The sequence below is a fragment of the Bartonella sp. TT29SHDZB genome (genome assembly GCF_042193395.1).
In the GTDB taxonomy this organism is placed as follows: Bacteria; Pseudomonadota; Alphaproteobacteria; order Rhizobiales; family Rhizobiaceae; genus Bartonella.
In genome coordinates, this window is record NZ_JBHILQ010000008.1 from 39,060 (window position 1) to 63,894 (window position 24,835).

Below are 24,835 nucleotides of genomic sequence, written 5' to 3' on the forward strand. Positions count from 1 at the left end.
TTTGTTGCGTGAAAGTTGTTGGTGCCTTTAGGGTGTGAGGAAAAATTGATAGTTCAATCAGTATTGCTAACGAAAAAGAAGGGCGCGTGTTTTGGTGCAAAGAGGTGGGGCAATAAAAAATCGCTTGTTGGTGCTTTGTTGCGTGAAAGTTGTTGGTGCCTTTAGGGTGTGAGGAAAAATTGATAGTTCAATCAGTATTGCTAACGAAAAAAGAGGGGGGCGTGTTTTGGTGCAAAGAGGTGGGGCAATAAAAAATCGCTTGTTGGTGCTTTGTTGCGTGAAAGTTGTTGGTGCTTTTAGGGTATGAGGAAAAATTGATAGTTCAATCAGTATTGCTAACGAAAAAGAGGGGGGCGTGTTTTGGTGCAAAGAGGTGGGGCAATAAAAAATCGCTTGTTGGTGCTTTGTTGCGTGAAAGTTGTTGGTGCTTTTAGGGTGTAAGAAAAAATTGATCATCTAATCAGTATTGCTAAGGAAAAAAGAGGGGGAGTGTGTTTTGGTGCAAAGAGATGGGGCAATAAAAAATCGCTTGTTGGTGCTTTGTTGCGTGAAAGTTGTTGGTGCCTTTAGGGTATGAGGAAAAATTGGTCATCTAATCAGTATTGCTAACGAAAAAGAAGGGGTGCGTGTTTTGGTGCAAAGAGGTGGGGCAATAAAAAATCGCTTGTTGGTGCTTTTGCTGGGTAATGGTATGGTGTCATTTGGGGGCTGGATTGATTATATCGTGATTTTGACCGTATCTGTGTTCACTTGGAAAGCTAATCAATATGATGTCGCTTTTATTGGAGCGGCAACATTATTCCCTGGTATCGTTCTGTCTAAGCCAATTGGAATGTTGGTAAGTCACCGTTCTATGATCCATTGGTTGCGGGCGTCACTGCTGTTACGGGCGCTATGTACTGTCGGTTTATTGCTGGCGACGAGTCTGCAAGGATTTATTATACTGGCAGTTATTCGAGCGACATTCAACAGTCTAGCCATGCCTGCAATTTCCGTTCTTAGTGCAAATTCTGTGCCTGAACACGGACGGACTCGTTACTATTCTGTGCTTAACATGATCAATAGCGCAGCAAAGATGATAGGACCTGCTTTGGGGAGTGCTCTGTCTGTACTTTTATCAGATACATATACTTTATTATTTTCTGGTTTTTTGACATTGCTAGGCTTTATCGTGTTTTGTTGTCTTGGTGCACAACTTGTCTCGTCGCTAAGAATAAAAAAAACGAATACCACGCAAGTACAGCAGAGGCTTTATGGGACAGCTTGGTATGCCTATGTGGCGGTGGTGTTTGTGTATTTTGCCATGGTCTTTATGGTGAATAATCAGTTGCCCGTTATTCTCGGCACAATGAAAATGAATAAACAGACTCTTAGAATGCTGGTATCTGCTTCAGCGATTGGTAATTTTCTCTATGGGTTTTGGCGTGTGAAACAATCAAAGCATAAACCCCTTACAGGCAAAATATCGGAGTTGTTAATGCCGGCAATGTCAACAATGATTGGTTTTGTCATGATCTCAGTGTGCTTTTTTTACTTTTATTTACTCCGTATTGAGACTTTGTTGCTTTGTTTTTTCCTTATTGGAATGGTTAGCGCTTACTTTTCCATATCTTCTAATGTTTATCTGGTAAGCAATTTCAATGAACAGATTGGGGTGGCTTCCGGATGGGTGCAGTCTATACAAAATTTAGCTATGTTGGTGGCGCCGTTTGTTGGAGCGTTTGTTTTAGGTCACACTTCGGCTGGAAAATTGTTCCTTCTTTCTGGATTGAGTGGATTATTCTGTTTATTGGCTATCAGGATATTGGTGAACCGTTCTTTGTCTATTATTCGTTCTCAATGATTGGCTCATCAACGAAACAAATGTTTTAAATCATTTTTCTGAGGTTTAGAGGACGTGGAGATAATCCAACATAGAGCAGCTTTTTCAACGTTATAGATTCAATTTTTGATTTTTACTTAACCGCTCATATGTTTTTTTCGGGGCTTTGCTTTCTTGACACGGTTCCACTGTCTCGTAAACGCAATAGGGGGGCATGGTTTTGAGCGATAATGTCATTTTTGTTTAACTCCGCTTTGCTACGAATAGTCAAACTTTAAACCCCAGCTGCTAATCCTCAATCAGCTTGGCTTGAAGCAATAATGGAAACAGAAAACAAGCTATAGTGTGAATTATCTTATATGCCATAAAACATCACTCTTGGAGGTATGGTGATATCAGGTATGGGAAACTTTAGGCAGAGGGGTATGTTAATTGTTGCTCTTTTTCCTAATCGGAAATCAACCACAAGATTGCTTTTTGTTTTTTTGGCTGGAGGTCTCTAAAGTTTTTCAAAAGAGTGTGTTCTTTTTCGCTATAGGTTTCTTGATTGTGGTGTGGGGTATTTTCTTTTGTTGAGATATCTTCTTTTGTAGCAATGTCTGCATAAAAAAAGCTTATAGGAACTTCCAGTTTTTGGGCGATTTTGAGTAAACATCCTGCGCTTACACGATTGAAGCCTTTTTCATACTTTTGGATTTGTTGAAAACTGACACCTAAATGGCTTCCTAATTCTTTTTGGGAAAGGCTCATTGAAATGCGTCTGTGGCGGATTCTTTTGCCTATCAGAATGTCGATAAAATGTGGATTTTTAGTTGGCACTTCAAGCCCCCCTCCGGTTGCGAGCGCCCTCGCATTGGTATTCCGGGAGTAACAAGTACTGAGTCCGAGTCAGCATTTTGCTTTTAGTGCTTAAAGCACTTGGACATAGCAAAATCTCCCGGAATTCCGGGATACCCACAAGAGTGGGTTCAATTGTACGCTCGGACTTAGGGCTTGTCTTCCCTATTGATCGTTGCGTGGACGATCAAAAAACATTTTTTAATTTGTAAAGTAATTTCAGAAGATTGGCAAGAGAAATGAAAATAATCTCAAAGACTATAAAATTGGGTACTTTTTAAAAAAGTGCGAAATATGGATTATAAATCGCGTCTTTTGCTTAATCAGAAATGTCGATAAAATTTGGATTTTTGGTTGGCACTTCAAGCTCCCCTCCGGTTGCGAGCGCCCTCGCATTGGTATTCCGGGAGTAACAAGTACTGAACCCTAGTCAGCTTTTTGCTTTTAGTGCGGAAACGCACCTGGACATAGCAAAAAACTCCCGGAATTCCGGGAAACCCACAAGAGTAGGCTCAATTGTACGCTAGGGTTTAGGGCCTGTTTTCCCTGTTGATCGCTGCGTAGACGATCAAAATGACACTTTAAGTGATAAAGTAATTTCAGAAGATTGGCAAGAACAATCAAAAATTTTCTATTCTGTTATGCCATAAAACGGCGCTATTTGGAGGGGTGTGATATCAGCATATCAATATCCACATTTAGGCGTTTTTTAGAGTGTGTGATAAATGTTTTAGGCTGGACTTATCTGTCTAGTCTAATGAAACAGTCTCGTTTGTGGGGTGGGTGATAACTATACGAAGTGATCAGTAGGGGGCCTTTGAGATAAGAAGTTGGATTGTTTACAGAACAGTGTTTACAAAGTGGTGCGCGGGGTGGTGAACCTTTCCTTTGGTCGCCTTCTGTAAAGATGTAAAAGCGTAAAAATGTATATCCGTAAAAGTGAAGCGGAGGATTTGTGGATTTATATATTGTGCGTGTTTTGGTTACGTTGGGCTTTTGTCTGACATAGAATGTGGTGAGAGGATTGGAGGAGGTGCCAGACTGGAAGAGAAATGGAGAGTGTTGTTGAGTGCGTTGGTTGGAGAAGAGTGTGGGAGGAATGGAAGGTGATCTGAAACGAATGAGTGGTCAGTGGTGGAAACTTGCTAGACAAGTATTTGAATTATTTACAAAACAGTGTTTACAAAGCGGTGTGGGGTGGTAAGTCTTTCGTTGGCTTCGTTCTGTAAAGATGTAAAAGCGTAAAAATGTGTTTGTGAAAAAGGAGTGGGGGGCTATGTGTGGTGCGTGTTTTTGTCATGGTGAGAAATGTGGCGAGATAAATGAGGGAAAGAGTCAGTGAATGGAAGTTGGGAGGAAGAGTGCTGTTAAGTTGTGAGTGTGTGACGGGAGAGAAAAACGGGAAGGGAGAATGGAGAGAGTGCGCATGGATAGGAGGAGAGTGTTGGTAAGGCGGTGGTGCAAAGAGATGCGTGAAGGAATGGTGATTAAGGAGATAGAGCTTGATTTGTTGAGCCTGATGAAGTGCTGTCGTTTGAGGAGGGGAGGCTGAAGACTGTAAGGGGGGTACTAGGCAAAAAGCTGGGTTCTTTTACAGAACAGTGTTTATCGAGCGGTGTGGGGTGGTAAGCCTTTCGTTGGCTTCGTTCTGTAAAGATGTAAAAGCGTAAAAATGTGTCTGTGAGAAAGGTGGGGGGCTATGTTTTGTGTGTGTTTTTGTCATGGTGGGCTTTTGTTTGACATCGATGGGAGCATTGGGGGTGAAGAGACTGTAATAGTGGGGCTAGGTCGGTTGGGGTTGGGCTGGTGGGGAGGTTGGGCTGGTGGGGCGTATAGGGGAGTTGCGGTTTTTGTTTAAATTGATAGCGTATTTTTTTCTCCCTCTTGCTATGAGGCGTGTAAAAACCCATATTCTTTTTAGCACTACGGTTCTTCTTCATGCGGCATCATTTGCGGTGTTTTGTGGGGGGTGGGCTGTCCTTTGAAGATGTCTCTTTTGTGGAATGTTGGGGGAATTTAAAGTGCGGTGGTGGCTTGAGATTTAAGGAAAAAAAATGAATTTGGAAAAATATAGCGAACGCGTGCAGGGTTTTTTACAATCAGCACAAAGTGGTGCCCTTGCTTCTGATCATCAGCAGTTTTTGCCGGAGCATCTGTTGAAAGTGTTGTTAGACGATTCTCAAGGATTGGCAGCATCACTGATCCAAAAAGCGGGTGGTGATCTTACTCTTATTCGAAAGGCGCTTAACGAAGCACTTGATGCTTTGCCTAAAGTGCAAGGGGGGAATGGACAGCTCTATCTCTCTCAGCCGTTGGCAAAAGTCTTTAACATGGCGGAAGATTTGGCGAAAAAAGCCGGTGATCAATTTGTGACTGTTGAGCGTGTGTTGCAAGCGCTGATCATGGAAAAGACCGCAAAAACTGCTGATATTCTTACAAACGGAGGGTTGACAGCGCTAGCGCTTAATGAGGCTATTAATGATTTGCGGAAAGGAAAAACAGCAACAAGCCCCCATGCCGAAAGCCAATATGATGCTTTGCAAAAATATGCCCGTGATCTCACAAAAGATGCCCGTGAAGGAAAACTTGACCCTGTGATTGGGCGGGAAGAGGAAATCCGCCGCACTATTCAGGTGCTTTCACGGCGGACCAAAAATAATCCTGTACTTATTGGTGAACCAGGGGTGGGGAAAACAGCTATTGTGGAAGGGTTGGCATTGCGCATTGTTAATGGCGATGTGCCTGAAACTTTGCGGGATAAACAGCTTCATGCGTTGGATATGGGAGCGCTTATCGCTGGTGCAAAGTATCGTGGGGAATTTGAAGAGCGCCTCAAAGCGGTGTTGGCAGAGGTGCAAGCTGAAAATGGGCAGATCATTTTGTTTATCGATGAATTGCATAATCTCGTTGGGGCTGGAAAATCTGACGGTCCTATGGATGCTTCTAACTTGTTAAAGCCTGCTCTTGCACGCGGAGAGCTCCATTGTGTGGGGGCTACTACGCTCGATGAATATCGAAAATATGTCGAAAAAGATGCTGCTCTTGCACGACGCTTTCAACCTGTCTTTGTACCGGAACCCTCTTTAGAAGATACTATTTCTATCTTGCGCGGTATTAAGGAAAAATATGAACAACATCACAAAGTGCGCTTGGCTGATAGTGCTTTGATTGCGGCGGCGCGTTTGTCTAACCGCTATATTACGGATCGTTTCTTGCCGGATAAAGCTATTGACCTTATCGATGAAGCGGCGGCACGGTTGCGCATGCAGGTCGATTCAAAGCCGGAAGAACTCGATGCTGTTGATCGGCGTATTTTACAGTTGAAGATCGAACGGGAAGCTTTGAAAACAGATGTCGAGCCAACAGCAAAAGAACGTTTGGAAAATGTGCAGGAGGAACTCAAAACATTGGAACAACAGTCCGCTGAGATGACAAGTGCTTGGCAGGCTGAGAAACAAAAATTAGGGCATGCTGCTGATTTGAAAAAACAACTCGAAGAAGCCCGTAATGCTTTGGCTATTGCACAGCGTGATGGACAATTCCAACGCGCTGGAGAGCTCGCTTATAGCGTTATCCCTGAACTCGAAAAACAATTGAGTATCGCGGAAAATGATGACCAACAAAATCATCTCGTTGAAGAGACGGTCACTGCTGAACATGTGGCGCGGATTGTTTCGCGCTGGACCGGTATTCCTGTTGATCGAATGCTGGAGGCAGAACGGGAGGCGCTGTTGCGTATGGAAGATGAAATTAGCAAACGTGTGATTGGGCAGGGAGAGGCTGTGCAAGCTGTTTCTCGCGCTGTACGCCGTGCGCGTGCAGGGTTGCAAGATCCTAATCGTCCGCTTGGCTCTTTCATGTTTTTGGGTCCTACTGGTGTGGGAAAAACCGAATTAACCAAAGCACTTGCCGCTTTTCTTTTCCAAGACTCCAATGCCATGTTACGCATCGATATGTCGGAATATATGGAAAAGCATGCTGGGGCGCGGCTGATTGGGGCGCCACCTGGATATGTTGGATATGAAGAGGGTGGGGTGCTGACCGAAGCTGTACGTAGAAGACCTTATCAGGTTATTCTGTTTGACGAAATTGAAAAAGCACACCCTGATATTTTTAATCTCTTGCTACAAGTGCTCGATGAAGGGCGCTTGACCGATAGTCAAGGACGTACCGTCGATTTTCGCAATACCTTGCTGATTATGACTTCTAATCTTGGTGCTGAATTTTTAACCGCTTTGCCTGAAGGGCAAACCGTTGAGCAGGCAAAAAATGATGTTATGAATGTTGTGAAAGCGGCTTTCCGTCCGGAGTTTTTAAACCGTATTGATGAGATTATTCTCTTTCAAAGGCTGCAACGTCACGATATGGAAGCGATCGTCGATATTCAGATAGAACATTTGCAAAATTTGCTCAATGAACGCAAAATAACTTTGCAAATCGAGCCAGAGGTGAGAAAATTTCTTGCCGATAAGGGCTATGATCCGCTCTATGGTGCGCGTCCGCTTAAACGGATTATCCAAAAAGAAATTCAAGACCCACTGGCGGAAAATATCTTATTTGGGAAAATTCACGATGAGACGACGGTGAAAATTACAAAACAAGGAGATCGGTTGGAATTTTTGCCTGAAGATTAAGTGTGGAAAAATTCACGCTATAAAGGGCGGTGATAATCCTATTATGTGATAAACACCGCTCTTTGAGGCGTGCTGATTTAGAAAAATTCACGATGAAACAGCGGTGTTTTATCGCAAAGCAAAGGGAGTGGTCGGTGTTTTTGCATGTTAAATCAGCGTTTTCGAATATCGTAGGATTCTTTTACTTCTGTTTGTCGTGAAAACTATTTTCTTGCAATGTTATAAGTGAAGTCACAAGCGGGATTGCTTTATTGCTTTGTGCGTAAAAACGTTAGAGAGAAATGCCGTTTATCCGCCGTAAAATATTGCTCTTTGAAGGGGTGGTAGGGAATTTTAGACGAAGATATTTTGACGATAGATTGGGAGTTCTTTTGCTGTTTAAGAAAAAGGTGGGGGATGCGTAAAATGTACTGCTCTCTCATTTTTTCGGTGATGTGCGTTTTTCTGCTTTAAAATTTTGCTAAAAGTTTTTTTAACTGTTTGATTGATTGCACTCTTGTCGGTGGCTCGTAGATGAGGGAGTATGATTATCTGCACAATCAAGTTTGCTCCTTTGCAGTTTTTTAATCAAGATAAAGACTGAAAAAAAGCTCCCTAACTTGTTTTGGTTAAAATTTTTGCTATTCGTGTTATAAAGACAAGTTTAAGTGGAGGTGTATATTAAAAATATCATCTATATCTTAATTTAGTTTACTTTACTTATTTACCAATAAACTATAATATGGTAAATATTAAGTAAAAGAAACAGATAATGAACTTTTTTCAAGAACTTTAATAAGAACTGTATTGGAGTTTATTGATAAAAAGGGTCATTTGAAATTTAAGCGGGGGTGTAATCTCATGAAATTAGCCACAAACAAGGAATTAATTAACAGCTGGTTTGCAGAGGGAGTGAAGAGGTTCAATTGGCGTATTCCAGAAGGCTTAAAGGATTTCTATGAGGATAAGAAAGATTCGTTAATAAGTGATGCTGTGCTTCAACAGAAAATTTTGGAGTCTTTAATACAGCGTATATCGTTAACACCGGATGATTCCAATCCATTAAAGATGTTTCTTGAACAAGGCTTTTCTTTTAGGGAGGAGCAAGGGGGGAGAGTTTTTGATACTATTAGAGGTGAGTATTCGATACCTGTTAAAAGTGGAGAAAGCGTTGATCCATTTAAAGTGAATGATCCAGAAATTGAAGCATCATCTATACCGGACAAACGAGAAGATTACTATCCATTTCTAATGACGTGTGATCGAAGAGAGCGTGCTTTTAGAGAAGAGTATGGGCTGGACAATCTTTTAGAAGAGATCAGATCGTCTGTCCGAGAGCAGGATAATAGTGAGAGTTACAATTGGTTAGAAAAGCTTATTGATCGTGCATTAAACAGTGAAGTTGCACCGTTACAAGAAACACAAGAAATCTACATTCCAGACATTCGTGATTTTTGTTTAGATGAAAAATCATATGAGCTCGCTATAAAAATCATTCGAAGAGCAGTCAACTGTCTTGGGATTCACTCACGTTTGTACAATGCTTGTTATTTTCAAAAAGCTTGTTCTTTGCGTGATCTTATATTCATTTTTGGCATAGATGCTCAATTTGACATAAATGATCAAGTTCTTAACGAAGTCATGAATATGTCGACAGTTTGTGACGCTAAAAATAACCTTTTAAAAGTACTAGATTTTGGTGAGAAAAATAGCGATGTTATTGGTCTTGCTATGTCAAAAAAAGCGATATCTATCCATGACTTAAAAAGAAAAGGGTATAGCGATTTTGATCCAAGCAATTTGCGTACGAATATCTTGTTTCATATTTCGCAATCGTCATTATTTCGTCCGTTTGAAACAATGATTGTCTTTAAAGCAGGGACTGATGATCAGATTGAAAAAACAATAAAAAGGTACGAAAGCGCCAATGGCATGAAGTTAAAAGAAGAAGCAGAGAAAGAAGCTTTAAAAAGAGTAAAAGTGCTATAAAAAAATTGATTGAGGCATTCAAAAGTCATTGGAAAATTATAAGTGACAACAAAAATGCAGCTGATTATCCTATCTGCCATAAAACACCGCTCTTTGAAGGGGAGTGAAGAGCTGCAATATTTGAGGGCAGGGCTTGATTTTTTGAGACTGATGAAGTGCTGTTGTTTGAGGGGAAGCTGGTTTGAATTTGACTTAAAGGGAATATGAATGGAATAACGTTGATCGTTGCGCTTTTGCTTAATCAGAAATTAACCACAAGATTGCTTTTTGTTTTTTTGATTTGAGTTCTCTAAAGTTTTTTAAAAGGGTGTGTTCTTTTTCGCTATAGGTTTCTTGATCGTGGTGTAAGAGAGTTTCTTTTGTTGAAAGATCTTCTTTTGTGGCAAGGTTTGCATAAAAGAAGTTTACGGGGACATCTAGTTTTTTGGCGATTTCCAGTAAACATTTGGCACTTACACGGTTTAAGCCTTTTTCGTATTTTTGGATTTGTTGGAAACTGACACCTAAATAGCTCCCTAATTCTTTTTGGGAAAGCCCTATTGCAATGCGTCTATGACGGATTCTTTTACCTATTAAAATGTCGATAAAATGTGGATTTTTAGTTGGCACTTCAAGCCCCCCGCTGGGGGCGAGCGTCCTCGCATTGGTATTCCGAGAGGTTGAAAATACTGAACCTAAATCAGCTTTTTGCTTTTAGTGCTGAGAAGCACTTGGACATAGCAAAAACTCCCAGAATCCCAAGACCCCCACAAAAGTGGGTTCATTCTTATGTATCGAGGTTTCGGGCTTTCAGTTCCCTATTGATCGTTGCGTAGACGACCAAAATTACACTTTAAGTGATAAAGTAATTTCAGAAGATTAGCAAGAAAAATCAAAAATTTTCTATTCTATTATGCCGTAAAACACTGCTCTTTTAGGGGGAGTGAAGAGCTAGAATATTTGAGGGCAGGGCTTGATTTATTGAGCCTGATGAAGTGTTGTCGTTTGAGGGGGGGGGTCTGAAGATTGTAAGGGTACTGGGCAAAAAGCTTTGTTCGTTTACAGACCCGTGTTTGCAGAGCAGTGCGGAGTGGTGGTTTGGAAGTTTCGTTTGGCTTTGTTCTGTGAATATGTAAAAGCGTGAAAACGTATATCCGTAAAATGATGCGGAGGATTTGTGGATTTATATATTGTGCGTGTTTTTGGTCACTTTGGGCTTTTGGGGGCGTGGAATGTGGTAGCGAGGATTGGGGGGAAGTGTTTTCGTGAATGGAGGGGGAAGCTGGGAGGAAGAGGGGTGTTCAGTTGTTAAGTGTGTGACGGGAGAGAAAAAGGGGGAATGGAGGATGAAGAGAGTGCGCATGGATAAGAGGAGAGTATGGGTAAGGCGGGTGTTGCAAAGAGATGCGTGAAGGATGGCGGTTTTTAAGGAGATAGGGCTTGATTTGTTGAGCCTGATGAAGTGTTGTCGTTTGAGGGGGGTGTCTGAAGACTGTAAGGGTACTAGGCAAAAAGCTGGGTTCGTTTATAGACTATTGTTTATAGAGCGGTGTGGGGTGGTGAACCTTTCGTTGGTTTCGTTCTGTAAAGATGTAAAAACGTAAAAACGTATATCCGTAAAAGTGAAGTGGGGGATTTGTGGATTATATATTGTGCGTGTTTTGGGTCACTTTGGGCTTTTGGGGGCGTGGAATGTGGTGCGAGGATTGGGGGGAAGTGTCTTCGTGAATGGAGGGGGAAGCTGGGAGGAAGAGGGGTGTTCAGTTGTTAAGTGTGTGATGGGAGAGAAAAGGGGGAATGGAGGATGAAGAGAGTGCGCATGGATAAGAGGAGAGTGTGGGTAAGGCGGGTGTTGCAAAGAGATGCGTGAAGGATGGCGAGGAGATAGGGCTTGATTTGTCGAGCCTGACGAAGTGCTGTCGTTTGAGGCGTGGGTGGGTGTAAGCTTTATTTTGTGGGGAAAGCTGCTTTTTGACGTGGGATTGTAGATTAGTGCTGGTTGGGAATTTTCATTCTTTGAAACGTGGGGCGGAGGTCAATGTACTAATATAGCAGATTGTGATCTCATAATTTTTACATTCTTTCTTTTTTAAAGCAAATAAGCAAGAAAAATTAATATATTACTTGATATTAGAGTAAATGCTTATATCAAGAGGAGTATTTCTTTAAAAATTTTCACTTAACTTATTAAGCGATTTATTAGAATAAAAGACTCTTCTGAAGTTCATATCACCAATTGTATCGAAGGAAGTGTAACTTTAAGTGTAGCAAAGTTTAATATCGGATGGTTGATATGAATTTGTTTTTAAAAAAGAGTCCATTAGCTCTTTTTTGCTCTCTCTTTATTTCCAAAGTTGGTGATTATGCTTATGAAGTTGTTTTTATTTTACTGGTCTTAGAATTAACAGATAACACCTTTTTTACAGGTCTTGTGTATTTTTTTCGATTTATCCCTTTTCTCTTTTTTGGCCCTATAGGAGGTTGGTTAGCGGATAATTTTTCTTTGAAGAAAAATATGATCTTAAGTGAAGTTGTGAGATTATTAGCTTCATTGTTTGTTTTTATAACTTATATAACAGGTACGGCACATATCATTGTTCTTATTTTTGCAGCAATATGTACAACGATAGGAAGAAGTATTTTCCAACCAAGTTTTCAAGCTGCTATTCCCAGAATGTTTTCAATAAAAGATCTTACAAAGGCCAATAGCATTGCTCAAATTATCATGGAAACGGCAGCCGTCATTGGCCCTTTGGTTTGTTCCATACTGCTTTTTTTAGCAAATAAATCGGCAGTACTCATTTTTGATTTTTTTACCTATTTTATATCTATTATCATGTTATTTAATCTCATGAATTTAAATTCAAGCGAGAATAAATCATTCAATTTTATAAAAATTTATCGAGAAACAGCTTCATATCTTAAATATATTTCTACAGAAAATAATAATTTATTTATTACGCTCGTTGGCTCGTCGTTTGCTATTCTCTTTACGGGTGCTATTTTAAGATTTTTAATTCCAGCTTTTGTTCTTTTTGTGGGGGGAGAGGAAAGCTTTGTGAGTTATATTTTTTCTCTCATGGCTGTTGGAACTATTGTTGGTGGTTTGTTATATAGTAAAATTATATTAAATATTACTTCGTTGAAGCTCATGATATTTTGGCTTCTTTATGGGGTTATTCTGTTTGTTATGCCCTTAGCTGCGGAAATTTATTTAAAATTCCTTCTCGTGTTAGCATTTGTTCTAGGATTTATTGGTGCCTTTGTGGATATTGGTTTAGTTTCAGCTATTCAATTATACTCTCGTCGTGAAGATTTTGGTAAGAGTTTTGGAACCTTTTCAACTTTAGCAAACTCTGCGGAAGCAATGTCTGGCTTTATTGCTGGACTTTTGGCTCTCGTGGGATTGTTAAGCTCTTTTTTAGCGATGTCCGCATTAATTATTTCCACCGGAATTATTGGCGTTGTAAAAATTAAGAAAAATAAAGAGTTAACACCCCTTAACACGACAGTCGATGACGACCATTGATATATTTGATATCTCCATGCCGTTTCTTTTTTCTAAAGACGGTTCGCTCATTATCTTATTCATGAGGTAAAAACACAGCTCTTTGAAGGGGGTGATCTGAAACGAATGAGTGGTCAGTGGTGGAAACTTGCTAGGCAAGCATTTGAATTCTTTACAGACCGTTGTTTATAGAGTGGTACGGGGTGGTGAACCTTTCGTTGGCTTTGTTCTGTAAATGTGGAGAAGCGTAAAAATATGAATCTGTAAAAGTGAAGTGGGGATTTGTGGTTTATATATTGTGCGTGTTTTTTGTCATGATATGGAGGGGTGAGAAGGATTGGGGGAAAGTGTCTTCGTGAATGGAGGGGAAATGAAGGGTGCTGTGCGTTGGTTTATGTAATGCAATACACCATGAAAGTAAGTATACATATACTATATGTATACTACATGCTTTACATGTGTTTTTTCGTACTTTTAACATATATATTTTGTGTCTTAAACATAAGCTTTGAGTACTATGAGAGATGGTGGTCGTTTTTTAAACAAGTGAGAAAGTGATTAACTAATGCTTGATAGTAAAGAAATATGTTGTTAAGGCTATTCTTTGAAAGGAGGCTCTTATTTCTGGTGTAGGAGCTTCTCAGAAGAGAATGCAATTAATAGGGGAGTTAAGATGTCAAAATATTTATTTCCGTTGCCTCTTGTCTTGGTGGCTGGTTGTGCATCTATCAATAATTATTCATCAAGTTATGTCAGTCCAAATATTACGCAAGATGATATAAAATTAATTGCTAACGATTTTGTCCGTAATCTTAAAAAACCTTTACCGCCCGCTACAACAACACTTATTGTGAAAAAAAATAAAACAGAAGACAACTTTACTCCTGTATTTATTAATCTCTTGCGACGGAATGGATATAACGTGATCTATACAGATCAACCAAACAAACAGCAAAATGGTGTAATCTTGACTTATCAAATAACGCCAATAAAGACAGGTATCTTGTCTATGGTTTCTTATGATGAGGTTGGAGTAACGCGTTATTATATCCGCACTTATAATCGATGAAACCCCTTTACCGGTTTGTCTCAAAAAAGTAGATAATGAAGAAATGTGTTTCAGGGGAAGTGTTGGGATTGAATTAATCAATAAAAATTTGCAGATGTGAAAATTACATATTCAGATGACAGTTATTCGTCGTCTCGTTTACAATTTCGGCGTTGTAACGAAGAAAGATGTCGTTTTATCTGTTTGCAATTCTTCATGTTCTGTCTCAGTTATATAGCGCTTTTATCGTTTCTGTCTTATAGAAAATTACTTTCTGTTCTACGGCTCTATATGCCAATCTAATAGTCAGATCTAAACAATCAAATTCATATGAACTCTTTACAGAAATCTGTTGTTTGAGATTGTTGGAAAGGTGTTTTGTTTTTATCAAATTGTCGCGTGGTGGTTTGGGAGTTTCCTTTGGCTGTGTTCTGTGAAGATGTAAAAGCGTAAAAATGTGAATCTGTAAAATGAAGCGGAGGATTTGTGCTTTGTGAGAGCTTTTATTATGGCATGGAATGTGGTGCGAGGATTGGGGGACGCGTTTGTGAATGGAGCGGGGAAAGCTGGGATGAAGAGGGGCGTTAAGTGCGTTTTCTGGAGAAGAGTGTGTGGAGAATATTTGAAGGCAGGGCTTAATCAGTCTTGTCTGATGACACGGTATTCTTTGAGGTGTCGTGATAACCATATGAAATAATCAGCAGGGGAATTTGATAGACGAGAAATCAGATTGTTGCAGACCAGTGTTTGCAGAGCGGTGCGGAGTGGTGATGTGGAAATTTTATTTGGCTTACGTTCTGTAAAGATGTAAAAGCGTAAAAACGGTGATCTGTAAAATGATGCGGAGGATTTGTGCTTTGTGTATTGTGCATTTTTTTGTCATGGTATAATGATAAATCCATTGAGCACCCCTATCTTTACGCTTCATAAAAGAGCAAGCCGGCACTATCATTATATTTGTGCTAGCTCGTGGGTGTTGGCTACAGCCCTTGGCACTTGAGACGGTTCATAAGAGCCATTTTATTCCTTTCTTAATCGTTTTTTATCCATACGGGCTCTCCCCTGCTTTTGACGTGCAAGCGAGTGATTTTGATTGATTCAACATGGGAGGGATTTGAAATGAGAGAATCTTACGATATTCGGAACTCTTAATCAGTATCAATAATGCTAAATTATCATTATAAATCAATATATTGTTATTGTATGGAGTGGTGAGAAGGATTGGGGGAAAGTGTCTTCGTGAATGGAGGAGAAAGTTGGGATGAAGAGTGCTGTTGAAGTGCGTTTTCTGGAGAAGAGTGTGGGGGGAATGGCTGTGAACAGATTGCAGAGCTGATGTGTAAAGAGATGTGAAGAGAGAAAAATCGTGGTGGGCGTTTATATTCTATGCGGAACTTAACAATTATAGTTGCATTTATATTTGTATGGGGGATGTCCGTGAAATGGGTGTGAGAAGCATTGAGAGGTGTTTTTTTTAGTAAGCGGGTGAATGAGCAATACAATGAAAGCCTATTTAGAGGGGAAATCCTATTTAGAGGGGAAATCCTATTTAGAGAGGGAATTCTATTTAGGCGGAAGCCCATTTAGAGGGATACCTATTTAGGAAAAATCCTATTTTAGCTCTTGTTGTTTTAGACATTGTGTTTTGTATGAGGGGCATTTTGCAGGAAAAGTGTTTTGAGGGATGTGGCTCCCTTAAAGAAAAACACAAAAGTATCAAAAGAAAAATATAAAAACTTGACAAGGTAAATGTAAAAAGGTATCATAATGATACAATCGGAATTGTGCGTTTAAATCAGAAGAGATCTTTTGATAAGATTCTGTGAGAGGGGTGGGGATGTCTTTCCAAGATTTTGGTGTTTGTTATCCTATTTTGAAGTTTGTTATCCTATGATGTTGTAAACCGGTGCCTAAACCGTTTTTTGAGATGTGGTGGTATCAGGCGGGCAAGGCTTTAGGCAGAGGGGGATATTGGCAAAGGATGTCGATTGATGCTCTTTTGTCTAATCAGAAATTAACCACAAAATTGCTTTTTGTTTTTTCGCTTCGAGCTCTCTAAAGTTTTTCAAAAGGGCGTGTTCTTTTTCGCTGTATGTGTCTTGATCGTGGTGTAAGGCATGTTCTTTTGTGGGAATATCTGCTGTTAAAAGGTCCGCATAAAAAAAGTTCATAGGAACCTCTAGTTTTTTAGCAATTTCGAGCAAACACCCCGCGCTTACACGATTTAAACCTTTTTCATATTTCTGGATTTGTTGAAAACTGACACCTAAATGGCTTCCTAATTCCTTTTGAGAAAGTCCCATTGAAAGTCGTCTATAACGGATTCTTTTACCTATTGAAATGTCATTAAAATGTGAATTTTTAGTTTGCACTTCAAGCTCCCCTCCGGTTGCGAGCGCCCTCGCATTGGTATTCCGGGAGTTTGAAAGCACTGAGCTCAGCCAGCCTTTTGCTTTTAGTGCTGACAAGCACTTGGACATAGCAAAAGCTCCCGGAATTCCGGGATATCCGCAAAGCGGGATAAATTTATGTACTGAGCGTTCGGGCTTTCAAATCCCTATTTGACCGTTGCGTGGACGATCAAAAACACAGAACTATCAATAAAGTAGTTTCAGAAGATTGGCAAGAAAATTAAAATATTTTTTAGTCTGTTATACTGTAAAATAGGGATGTTTGGGGGCGGTAATCTGATGTTAGTAGGGGAATTTATTGGGTAAGAGGTTGGATGATAGTTTAAAACCGGTGCGGGGTGGAAGCTTTATTCAGCAGAGGAAAATTTGCTTTTTGAAGTCGAATTGTAGATCAGAGCTTATCTGGCGTGTTTGATGAAACACCATTCTTTGAAGTGTGGGATAGCCATATGAAATAATCAGCAGGGAAATCTGATAGACGAGAAATCAGCTTGTTGACAGACCCGTGTTTACAGAACGGTGCGGGGTAGTGATTTGAGCGTTTCATTTGGCTGCGTTCTGTAATGATGTAAAAGCGTAAAAATGTGAATCTGTAAAATTATGCGGAGGATTTGGGCTTTATGTGGGCTCTTATCTTTTTGGGTGTGTCCCATTTTTTAATTGTTGAATGCTTGGCAAATTTTGTTGCTGATTTTTATGTCATTTTTTGTGTTTGAGGTTTTGGTTTCTCTTTAGTTGGAAGGAACATGATGATGGTAGATGAACATTGTCTTCCCTTACGTCGAAGAGGGCGGAAAAAAGGGGCTTTAAATAAAACAACAAAGCGATTTAATGAAGCTCTTTTGACAGCGGCGGAGCAGGCTGGATATCACTATGGTGAAGATGGGCTGGTGTCTTATCTTCAGTATCATGCTCTCAATAATCCCGTACCGTTTTTTTCGCTGCTGGCAAAAGTGTTGCCTCTTCAGGGGGCTGGAGAAGGGCAGGTTAAAACAGTTTCGCGTATTGAGATTGTACCAGTGAATGCAAAAAATAGCGAACCGGAGAAGTGTGATACTTCGATAACTGAGGCTTGAAGAAGGCGCTGTGATGTTTGGGCATTTACTGGAGAGCAGAATATTTTGGTGGGAGATATTTGGGCTTCCTACGTGGAGACACCGGATTTTATGGGCGATGACAGAGGGGCGTGTGCTGAAGAGGTGATACTCGAGAGGTACAATGCTTAGGGGGCGTGGTTGTTATCTACTGTTTTGGATTTTTGTGAAGGTTTGGTCTTTTCTCGTTATTGAAGGTGTGGAGATATCAAAAACAGTTTTGCGTATTGAGATTGTACCAGTGAATGCAAAAAATAGTGAACCGGAGAAGTGTGATACTTCGATAACTGAGGCTTGTGATATTGAAAAATGTTAGGCTGAGGTGGGTGATGTGGGGTGATGTCTTGGAAGGGGGCTGCTTTGGTGATTGCCTATCTTGAGGGAATTGAAGCGGAGGCTATCGTGCTTGTGGGCGCTCGTGATACTGGAAGGGGCTTTGGTGAATGATGCCGTAAGGGCCCGTGTGCTGGAGGGGATTTGGTGCAGGGTATTTGTGTGGTGGATATGGAACAGTGTTTTGATAGGTGAGGGCATGAAACTTGAGAGAAGTGTTATGCTTGCGGGATACATGTGTTTTGGTGGGGGTATCTTGGGGGATAGACAAGTGTGAGGATTGGTGATGCTTGAGAGGGCATGATATTGGAGGATATTGGGCTTTGGATATGCCCGAGAGCTATGTGCTGAGGCTATGATTTGGGTGGGGGATACCGTGCTTGTGGTTGGGGGATGACAGGCGCGGTGTTTGAGGGGCGGTGATGGGGGAAAATAGGGACCCCTTGGAGATAATGATCTTTGGGGGATAGGGACTTTGGGGCGCATAGGTGTGGTCAAGGGGATCTCATGCAAAAAAGTGAAATTTATTGAATATTAGGATGAAGGAAGGTAAAGCGCTGCTTTTGAGAAGGGCGTTTTTCGTTCAATTGCTCTTTTCCTTCAATTGCTCTGGGATAATTAAACTTGGGATAAGCAAAAGAGTGAAGCGCAATTATTGCTAAAATATGAAAATTTATAATGACAACTGTTCAGAAAATTTCTCAAAAAATTGAGCAGAATACGGCTCAAGTGGCTCTTATTCCAAAGCTTATTCCTGTTTTTACTGGAAATGCCGATGTGCGAGCCGCTTGGGGAGGACGCGGTTCTGGAAAAACACGTTCTTTTGCTTTGATGTCGGCCGTGGTGGGATATCGCCATGGAATGGCTGGAGAACGCGGGATTATTCTTTGTGCACGGCAATTTCAAAATTCTCTCAATGAAAGTTCTTTGGAAGAAATTAAACGCGCTATCGAAGCTTATCCTTTTTTACAAGATTATTATGAAATCGGCGATAAATATATTAAGTCAAAAGATGGACGGATCGTCTATGTGTTTGCTGGGCTTGATCGCAATATCGCAAGTATTAAATCAATGGGACGCGTTTTCCTTTGTTGGGTCGATGAAGCTGAGCCCGTGACAGAAAATGCTTGGCAAACACTTATTCCAACTTTGCGCGAAGAAGGAAAAGATTGGAATGCAGAATTATGGGTCACTTGGAACCCGTGCCATGAAAATGCACCCGTGGAAAAACGTTTCCGAAATGTCGATAATCCTCATATCAAAGGGGTGGAAATCAATTGGCGCGATAATCCGCAATTTCCTGAAAAACTCAATCGTGATCGTATGGACGATTTGCAGCAAAGACCAGAACAGTATAACCATATTTGGGAAGGCGAATATCTCCAGGCTATGCAAGGGGCTTATTATCAGAAATGTCTGCTGGAAGCCGAAATGGAAGGGCGGATTACCACTGTTCCACGGGATCCTTTGATGCAGGTGAGAATCTTTTGGGATATCGGGGGAACAGGCGCAAAGGCTGATGCTACCGCATTGTGGGTCGCGCAATTTGTTGGACGGGAAATCCGAGTGCTCGATTATTATGAAGCCCAAGGTCAACCTCTCTCAGAACATGTGGGCTGGGTCTTTCAAAGGGGATATGAAAAGGCTCTTATGGTTTTGCCTCATGATGGCGCAACAAAAGATCGTGTCTATAATGTGAGTTTTGAAAGTGCCCTTCAACAAGCCGGTTTTCAAACCAAAATAATTCCTAACCAAGGAACAGGCGCTGTGAAAATGCGTATCGAAGCCGTAAGGCGGTTGTTTCCTGCACTATGGTTTAATCGTGAAACGACATCTGCGGGCAGAAAAGCGCTTGCTTGGTATCATGAAAAGCGCGACGAACAGCGCAATATCGGACTAGGCGCTGAACATGATTGGGCAAGCCATGGGGCTGATGCCTTTGGACTGATGTGTGTGGCTTATGAACAGCCAAATGCTAGAGCGCGAAAAAAACCTTATCGCTCGTTTCACCATTCTCAAACTTCATGGATGGCTTTTTAATGAATAGTTCTACAGATTCTTCTTTTAATCAAATCGAAACGCTTGAAAATCAAGCTCTCTTTAAAAAACTCGTGGGTTGGTATCAGGATGATATTGATCATGTCGAAAAATGGCGAAAAAATGCCCAAGAAGATTACGATTTTTATAATGGGCGGCAATGGAATGAGCAAGACCTTGCTGTCTTGCACGAACAAAACAGACCCGTGATGACTTTTAATCGTATTGCACCTTTAATTAATGCTGTCATCGGGGCTGAGCGCAATAATAAAAGGCAAGTCCAATTTATTCCACGACAAGAAGGCGCTGCCTTTGCAAACCAGATTCTGACAGGAGCAGCCGAATGGTTTCGTGATGAAGCTGACGGGGAATACGAAGATTCCGATGCCTTTCAAGATGCAATTATTTGCGGAATGGGCTGGACAGATACACGCCTTGATTATGAACAAGATCCGCAAGGAAAACCAGTCATTGCGCGGCTGGACCCTATGAAAATGGTGTGGGATGCTAGTGCTGTTAAGTCTAATCTCATTGATGCTCAACGCTTATGGTATATTGATGAAAAACCGCTTGCTGTGGCGCAGGAAATGTTTCCCAATGTTCATTGGAGCGATCTTCATGCTGATTGGGTTAAATATCAGAGCTTTTTACACCCAACCAGCAATGGAATGACACAAAGTTATCAAGCAGAGGGAGGGGATCTGCTAGAGGGAGAAGAGGCAAGCTGTTATCAACGTCCTAAAATGGTGACATTGGCGGAATGTCGCTGGTTTGAACGCGAGGTGGTTTATAAAGTCCTTGAGCCTCAAAGTGGAAAATTTATCGATTATTCAGAGCAGGATTTCCAAAATTTAAGTAAAACCTTTCCGCATGTTCAAGCAACAAAATTGACCAGAAAAATTGTCAAACGAGCATTTTTGGGCAGAAAGCTGCTCGAGGCGCCTGATAAGCCCTTGGGGCCACCCAATCAATTGGGATGGGAGTGTATTACCGGTACTTTTGATAAGTTAAGCCGACAATTTTATGGACTGGTCAAGCCAACAAAAGATCCGCAACGGTGGGCAAATAAATATTTTAGTCAAGTGATGCATTTGCTCAATAGCCAATCAAAAGGCGGCATTATGGCAGAACGCGATGCTTTTGATGATGATCGACAAGCCGTCGAGAGTTGGGCTAGAGCCGATAGCATTACTTGGTTGAAAAGTGGGGCTGTCTCTGGCGGTAGAATCCAGCCTAAACCCGTGGCACAATTTCCGCAAGGATTTTTCCAATTGTTTAATGAAGCAAAAAGCGCTCTCGAACAGGTGACGGGGTTGTCTTCTGAATTTGTTGGGACTCGCGCTGTCAATCAGCCCGGTATTCTTGAACAACAACGACGACAATCGTCACTTAATCTTTTGGCTTCCTTTTTTGATGGGTTGCGTCGATATCGGCAACGACAGGGAAAAATTATTCTCTATCTTATTCAAAATTATCTCTCCGATGGGCGGTTGGTGCGTATTGCTGGGGATGAAAATGCCCAGTATGTGCCGCTGACACGCGAAATGGTGACGAGTTTGGAATATGATATTGTCGTGGATGATGCGCCAACAAGTCTTAATGAAAAAGAGCGTACCTTTGCACTGATCATGCAATTGCTGCCTTTGATGCAAAATTTTGCAACACCTGAAATTATGCTCGATCTCTTACGCTATTCGCCTTTACCCGCTTCACTTATTCATAAAATTGCGATAAAGGCGCAAAACTCTTTTCAAGAAGAGCAAAATGCCTCAACACAGATGGAGAATAATGTGGGGGCAGAGCAGATAATGCAGATGTTGCAGACACTAAAGGCTCAACAATAGGACACTTTGTCATGCGTGACTTCTGATAAACGCCATATATCATAAATTGCTTATCGATTTTCGTAGTGCATGGGCTCCCTTTTCTTAAAAGAACTGTTTTGTAGGGCAGTGTTGTTGGGGGAACGCAAGGTAGAGAGGGAGTCTTGCCCGTCATGTGGGGTGAACATGGTGGGGAATGCTGGTGCTAAATGATGAGAGAGCATTGAGGGGATAAGTGCTTATGGGGCTGTTTTATCTGAAAAATTTTATTTTATTGTTAAAAAAAAGAGAAGGCTAATGTCATGGATCAAGAACACTTAACGCCGGCAGAACAAAACCAATTGAAACAAGATTTTCTGGTCTCAACACAAGAGGGAGAAGATGGTGAAATTGCAAGAGAAGAAAAAACTCTTGAAGATAATTTCCAAGGGCAAATGCATCAACAACAGGACTCTTCGCAAAAGGCTGGAAAAGAGGTTCAAGGGGGAGAAGATGCTCCACCAGATCCACAAAAAGACTTTATGGGCTATATGCAATGGTTGGGAAAAACACTCCAAAAACAAGGGCTTTTACATGAAAAACAACAACCTTCTCTGGCTCGCGAAGCAGAGCAGTTGCATGCATTCTATCAACAGTCTGTTGCCGGTGTTAAACAAAAACATCATGATTTTGATCAAGCAGCTGATTTTATTTATGAAACGCGGGCTAAACAGTTGGCAGCTTGTGCTTCGCTCTATCCCGAGATGGCAGACCCCAAAAATATTGATGCGATAATTGGTGATGAGTTGAAGCAGATCTTGCGCGATTGTGCGCAAAAAAATCAAAACCCCGCTGAAGTGATTTACACGATTGCACAAAAAATTGGCTACACAAATGTTCCCAATAACATGGATGAAAATTTACAGGAAAGACACAATTCTGCGCGTACTCTTGCTGCTTATAACGGCTTGACTCCAAATGGGCCAATTTCTTTGGATATGCTTGATAAAATGTCAGAAGCAGAGTTTAGCGCTTGGGTTGCTGATCCTAAAAATAAAGCCGCTTTTAATCGTTTAATGGGTGGGAGAGAATTTTAAAAAACAAAAATGTGGCAGGAGGTGTTTTCTTGCGGGAACGTTAAGAGGCTTTTGGCGGGGGAGAATGCGGGGGTGTTTTCTTGCGGGAATGTTAAGAGGCTTTTAGCGCAGGAGAATGCGGTGGTGTTTTTTTCGGGAACGTTAAGAGGCTTTTAGCGCAGGAGAATGCGGGGGGATTTCTCACAGCACGGATGTGGTGAGGAGAGCTCTTATAAGGGGGAGGCAGACGCTAACAGAAATTAGATAAAACTCACGAACAACCTATTCACCATCTGAAATGAAATGTGGTGTTTTGAGCGCCCGGCGCTTTGCCGGGTTTTTTATGTCAAGAAAACTTTTAGAGGATAAAATGACCGTAACTTATATCGGACTTAATGACCCAATGGCAGTGCGCACATGGTCTAAATTACTAAACCAAGAAGTCTCAAAAGCAATTCCAATTGCACCGTTGATTGGAAATGATTCAAACAGTATCGTACAGTTAAAGGATGAAACCAACAAGGCTAGTGGGGATGCCATTAGCTTTGGTTTGCGGGTGCAGTTGCTAGGCGATGGGGTGAGTGAAGGGCAGACATTGGAAGGCAATGAAGAAGCTTTACAGTTTCTCAATGATCGCTTGGCAATTAATGAACTCGTTCATGCCGTGCGTGTCAAAAATGAGGGAACGATTGATCAGCAACGAATTCTCCATGATTTGCGCACCGAGGCAAAAAATGGTTTGGTTGATTGGTATGCAGATCGTCTGAGTATGATGTTCTTCATTCAAGTGTGTGGTTATACCGCAAAAACAATTAACTTTGAAGGACGCACGATTACCCTTAAACCTGTTCATTATGGGTTTAATGCGCCAACGGCACCAACCAATAAACGCGTGGTACGTCCTAAGGATAAAGCAAAAGATGAAGATTTAAAAGAAGGCGATGTTTTTGATCTTAAGCTCATTGATAAAGCGGTTGAACGGGCTAAATTGGCAAATCCTAAAATTAGACCCGTGCGGATTGATGGCGAAAATGTCTATGTGCTTTATCTTCATCCAACCCAAGTGACGCAATTGCGAACCAATACTGATGCGGGGCAATGGCTCGACATTACTAAGGCAATCTATAGTGGAAGTCGTATCAAAAATCCACTCTATGATGGGTCTTTGGGCATGTATAATGGTGTGGTTTTGCGCGAAGCTGAACATATTACTGAAGGAGTCGAGTCTGGGACCGCTAACAAAGCTGTACCAAATGTGCGGCGAGCTGTTTTGCTTGGTGCGCAGAGTGCTGTGATTGCTTTTGGTAAAGATCGAGGAGCAACACGCTATAAATTGGTGGAAGAACTCTTCGACTATGAAAGAGAATTCGGGGTCGCGGCAAAAACCATTATTGGGATGAAAAAAACTTGCTTTACTTTGCCTGGAAGTACGCAAGGGGCTCAGGATTTTGGCACTATTGTTATTCCAACTTATGGAGCGCCCGCTTAAAGCGAACGCTTGCTCACTTCCCCCAACAAGAGGGATCTGTTGGGGGAAAAATTTAAAATGCTTCCAGAAACAAGGACAGGCTTATGACCACTTTATCCACTGATCCCCAAAATCTAAACCTTACACATTCAGACCATTCTAAAACTTTTGCTTATATGGTCGCGCTTATTCAAGATGAAATTGACGATACAACAGCGGAATATTCCCTGCAAATTCAAGATTCAATTTTTACGGCTTTGCGTTTGTGTGAACGCGAACCCTTTTTCTTTAATGAAAAAAGAGAAAGGACGTTTAAAACACAAAGTGGTAAAACATGGTATGGGCAAGAAGAAGGGGTTTTTATTGAAGCAGAAAAGAGTTTGGAGGGCGTCTTTTTAGTAACAAAGAGTGCAACACCAACAAAGTTGTTCTTTAAGCCCTTGGAAGTGTTGCATCAACAATATGGTATGCATCCTGCGCTAGGAACGCCATTCTTTTATACCTGCCTTGATCAAAAAATAGGACTCTTTCCAACACCAGAACATGTGGAAACTGTACAGCTTTCTTATGCTCCTGTTCATTTTGCCGATGAACAGCTGAAAGAGGATGATAACCCTTGGTTGATTTATGCTTTTGATCTTATTAAAGCACGAGCAAAATATGAACTTTATAAAAATATCCTTAAAGATCCTGAATATGCCGCCGTTTCTTTCAGAGATTTTCAAGAACAGCTTCAAGCTTTGCGTATTGAAACATCGCGCCGAAAAGATTCTTCAAAGATTCGCCCAATGCGTTTTTAAAAGACTTGTTTCCAAATC

The 24,835-nt window shown here is 41.2% G+C and carries 19 protein-coding genes; 16 read left to right on the forward strand and 3 right to left on the reverse strand.

Translation table 11 applies throughout. From position 1 onward, the window contains the following. Positions 1–634 precede the first annotated feature (634 nt). Entirely contained in the window at positions 635–1,843 is a 1,209-nt protein-coding gene (locus tag ACFIJJ_RS05475) for an MFS transporter (protein ID WP_375646293.1), read from the forward strand. A 426-nt stretch (positions 1,844–2,269) separates the two neighbouring features. Here the strand turns inward: ACFIJJ_RS05475 and ACFIJJ_RS05480 are convergent, their stop codons facing one another. After that, the gene (locus tag ACFIJJ_RS05480; protein ID WP_375646256.1) at positions 2,270–2,641 is read right to left on the reverse strand and encodes a helix-turn-helix domain-containing protein; all 372 of its coding nucleotides are present in this window, start codon (positions 2,639–2,641) and stop codon (positions 2,270–2,272) included. 1,087 nt (positions 2,642–3,728) lie between these two features. Here ACFIJJ_RS05480 and ACFIJJ_RS05485 point away from each other — a divergent pair. The 5 genes from ACFIJJ_RS05485 (at position 3,729) to ACFIJJ_RS05505 (ending at position 9,261) form a co-directional block, all read left to right on the forward strand. Beyond that, a complete protein-coding gene (locus ACFIJJ_RS05485) occupies positions 3,729–3,863 on the forward strand; it encodes a hypothetical protein (protein WP_375646259.1) in 135 nt (44 codons plus the stop codon). A gap of 118 nt (positions 3,864–3,981) precedes the next feature. Next, on the forward strand, positions 3,982–4,110 hold the full coding sequence (locus ACFIJJ_RS05490) for a hypothetical protein (RefSeq protein WP_375646262.1): 129 nt from the start codon (positions 3,982–3,984) through the stop codon (positions 4,108–4,110). A 248-nt stretch (positions 4,111–4,358) separates the two neighbouring features. Beyond that, on the forward strand, positions 4,359–4,517 hold the full coding sequence (locus tag ACFIJJ_RS05495) for a hypothetical protein (protein ID WP_375646264.1): 159 nt from the start codon (positions 4,359–4,361) through the stop codon (positions 4,515–4,517). A 196-nt stretch (positions 4,518–4,713) separates the two neighbouring features. Then, entirely contained in the window at positions 4,714–7,293 is a 2,580-nt protein-coding gene (clpB, locus tag ACFIJJ_RS05500) for an ATP-dependent chaperone ClpB (protein ID WP_375646266.1), read from the forward strand. Positions 7,294–8,133: 840 nt separating this feature from the next. Further along, positions 8,134–9,261 (forward strand): hypothetical protein, encoded by a 1,128-nt coding sequence (locus ACFIJJ_RS05505; protein ID WP_375646268.1) that lies wholly within the window; start codon positions 8,134–8,136, stop codon positions 9,259–9,261. A 237-nt stretch (positions 9,262–9,498) separates the two neighbouring features. On the opposite strand, the gene ACFIJJ_RS05510 is transcribed toward ACFIJJ_RS05505, so the two are convergent. Beyond that, on the reverse strand, positions 9,499–9,870 hold the full coding sequence (locus tag ACFIJJ_RS05510; protein WP_375646270.1) for a helix-turn-helix domain-containing protein: 372 nt from the start codon (positions 9,868–9,870) through the stop codon (positions 9,499–9,501). Positions 9,871–10,892: 1,022 nt separating this feature from the next. Here ACFIJJ_RS05510 and ACFIJJ_RS05515 point away from each other — a divergent pair. From ACFIJJ_RS05515 to ACFIJJ_RS05525, 3 genes are all read left to right on the forward strand, one after another. Continuing rightward, complete coding sequence (locus ACFIJJ_RS05515) at positions 10,893–11,048, forward strand: hypothetical protein (protein WP_375643510.1); 156 nt, start codon at positions 10,893–10,895, stop codon at positions 11,046–11,048. 485 nt (positions 11,049–11,533) lie between these two features. Next, positions 11,534–12,769 carry an MFS transporter gene (locus ACFIJJ_RS05520; RefSeq protein WP_375646295.1) on the forward strand — a complete coding sequence of 412 codons (1,236 nt, stop codon included), beginning with the start codon at positions 11,534–11,536 and terminating at the stop codon, positions 12,767–12,769. Positions 12,770–13,421: 652 nt separating this feature from the next. Next, the gene (locus ACFIJJ_RS05525) at positions 13,422–13,817 is read left to right on the forward strand and encodes a hypothetical protein (protein WP_375637704.1); all 396 of its coding nucleotides are present in this window, start codon (positions 13,422–13,424) and stop codon (positions 13,815–13,817) included. 1,982 nt (positions 13,818–15,799) lie between these two features. Here ACFIJJ_RS05525 and ACFIJJ_RS05530 read toward each other — a convergent pair. Beyond that, a complete protein-coding gene (locus ACFIJJ_RS05530) occupies positions 15,800–16,168 on the reverse strand; it encodes a helix-turn-helix domain-containing protein (RefSeq protein ID WP_375646272.1) in 369 nt (122 codons plus the stop codon). A gap of 788 nt (positions 16,169–16,956) precedes the next feature. Here ACFIJJ_RS05530 and ACFIJJ_RS05535 point away from each other — a divergent pair. The 7 genes from ACFIJJ_RS05535 to ACFIJJ_RS05565 all read left to right on the forward strand — a co-directional run bounded on the left by ACFIJJ_RS05535 (position 16,957) and on the right by ACFIJJ_RS05565 (position 24,817). Next, the gene (locus tag ACFIJJ_RS05535) at positions 16,957–17,283 is read left to right on the forward strand and encodes a hypothetical protein (RefSeq protein WP_273791298.1); all 327 of its coding nucleotides are present in this window, start codon (positions 16,957–16,959) and stop codon (positions 17,281–17,283) included. Between the two features lie 142 nt (positions 17,284–17,425). Continuing rightward, positions 17,426–17,617 carry a hypothetical protein gene (locus ACFIJJ_RS05540; protein ID WP_375646274.1) on the forward strand — a complete coding sequence of 64 codons (192 nt, stop codon included), beginning with the start codon at positions 17,426–17,428 and terminating at the stop codon, positions 17,615–17,617. Between the two features lie 695 nt (positions 17,618–18,312). Further along, on the forward strand, positions 18,313–19,674 hold the full coding sequence (locus ACFIJJ_RS05545; RefSeq protein WP_375646275.1) for a PBSX family phage terminase large subunit: 1,362 nt from the start codon (positions 18,313–18,315) through the stop codon (positions 19,672–19,674). After that, positions 19,659–21,515 carry a portal protein gene (locus tag ACFIJJ_RS05550; RefSeq protein WP_375646277.1) on the forward strand — a complete coding sequence of 619 codons (1,857 nt, stop codon included), beginning with the start codon at positions 19,659–19,661 and terminating at the stop codon, positions 21,513–21,515. The genes ACFIJJ_RS05545 and ACFIJJ_RS05550 overlap by 16 nt, the downstream gene beginning before the upstream one ends. 281 nt (positions 21,516–21,796) lie before the next feature. Beyond that, entirely contained in the window at positions 21,797–22,570 is a 774-nt protein-coding gene (locus tag ACFIJJ_RS05555) for a hypothetical protein (protein ID WP_375646278.1), read from the forward strand. 349 nt (positions 22,571–22,919) lie between these two features. Continuing rightward, the gene (locus tag ACFIJJ_RS05560) at positions 22,920–24,038 is read left to right on the forward strand and encodes a N4-gp56 family major capsid protein (RefSeq protein WP_375646280.1); all 1,119 of its coding nucleotides are present in this window, start codon (positions 22,920–22,922) and stop codon (positions 24,036–24,038) included. An 83-nt stretch (positions 24,039–24,121) separates the two neighbouring features. Beyond that, positions 24,122–24,817 (forward strand): hypothetical protein, encoded by a 696-nt coding sequence (locus ACFIJJ_RS05565; RefSeq protein ID WP_375646281.1) that lies wholly within the window; start codon positions 24,122–24,124, stop codon positions 24,815–24,817. Positions 24,818–24,835 lie beyond the last annotated feature (18 nt).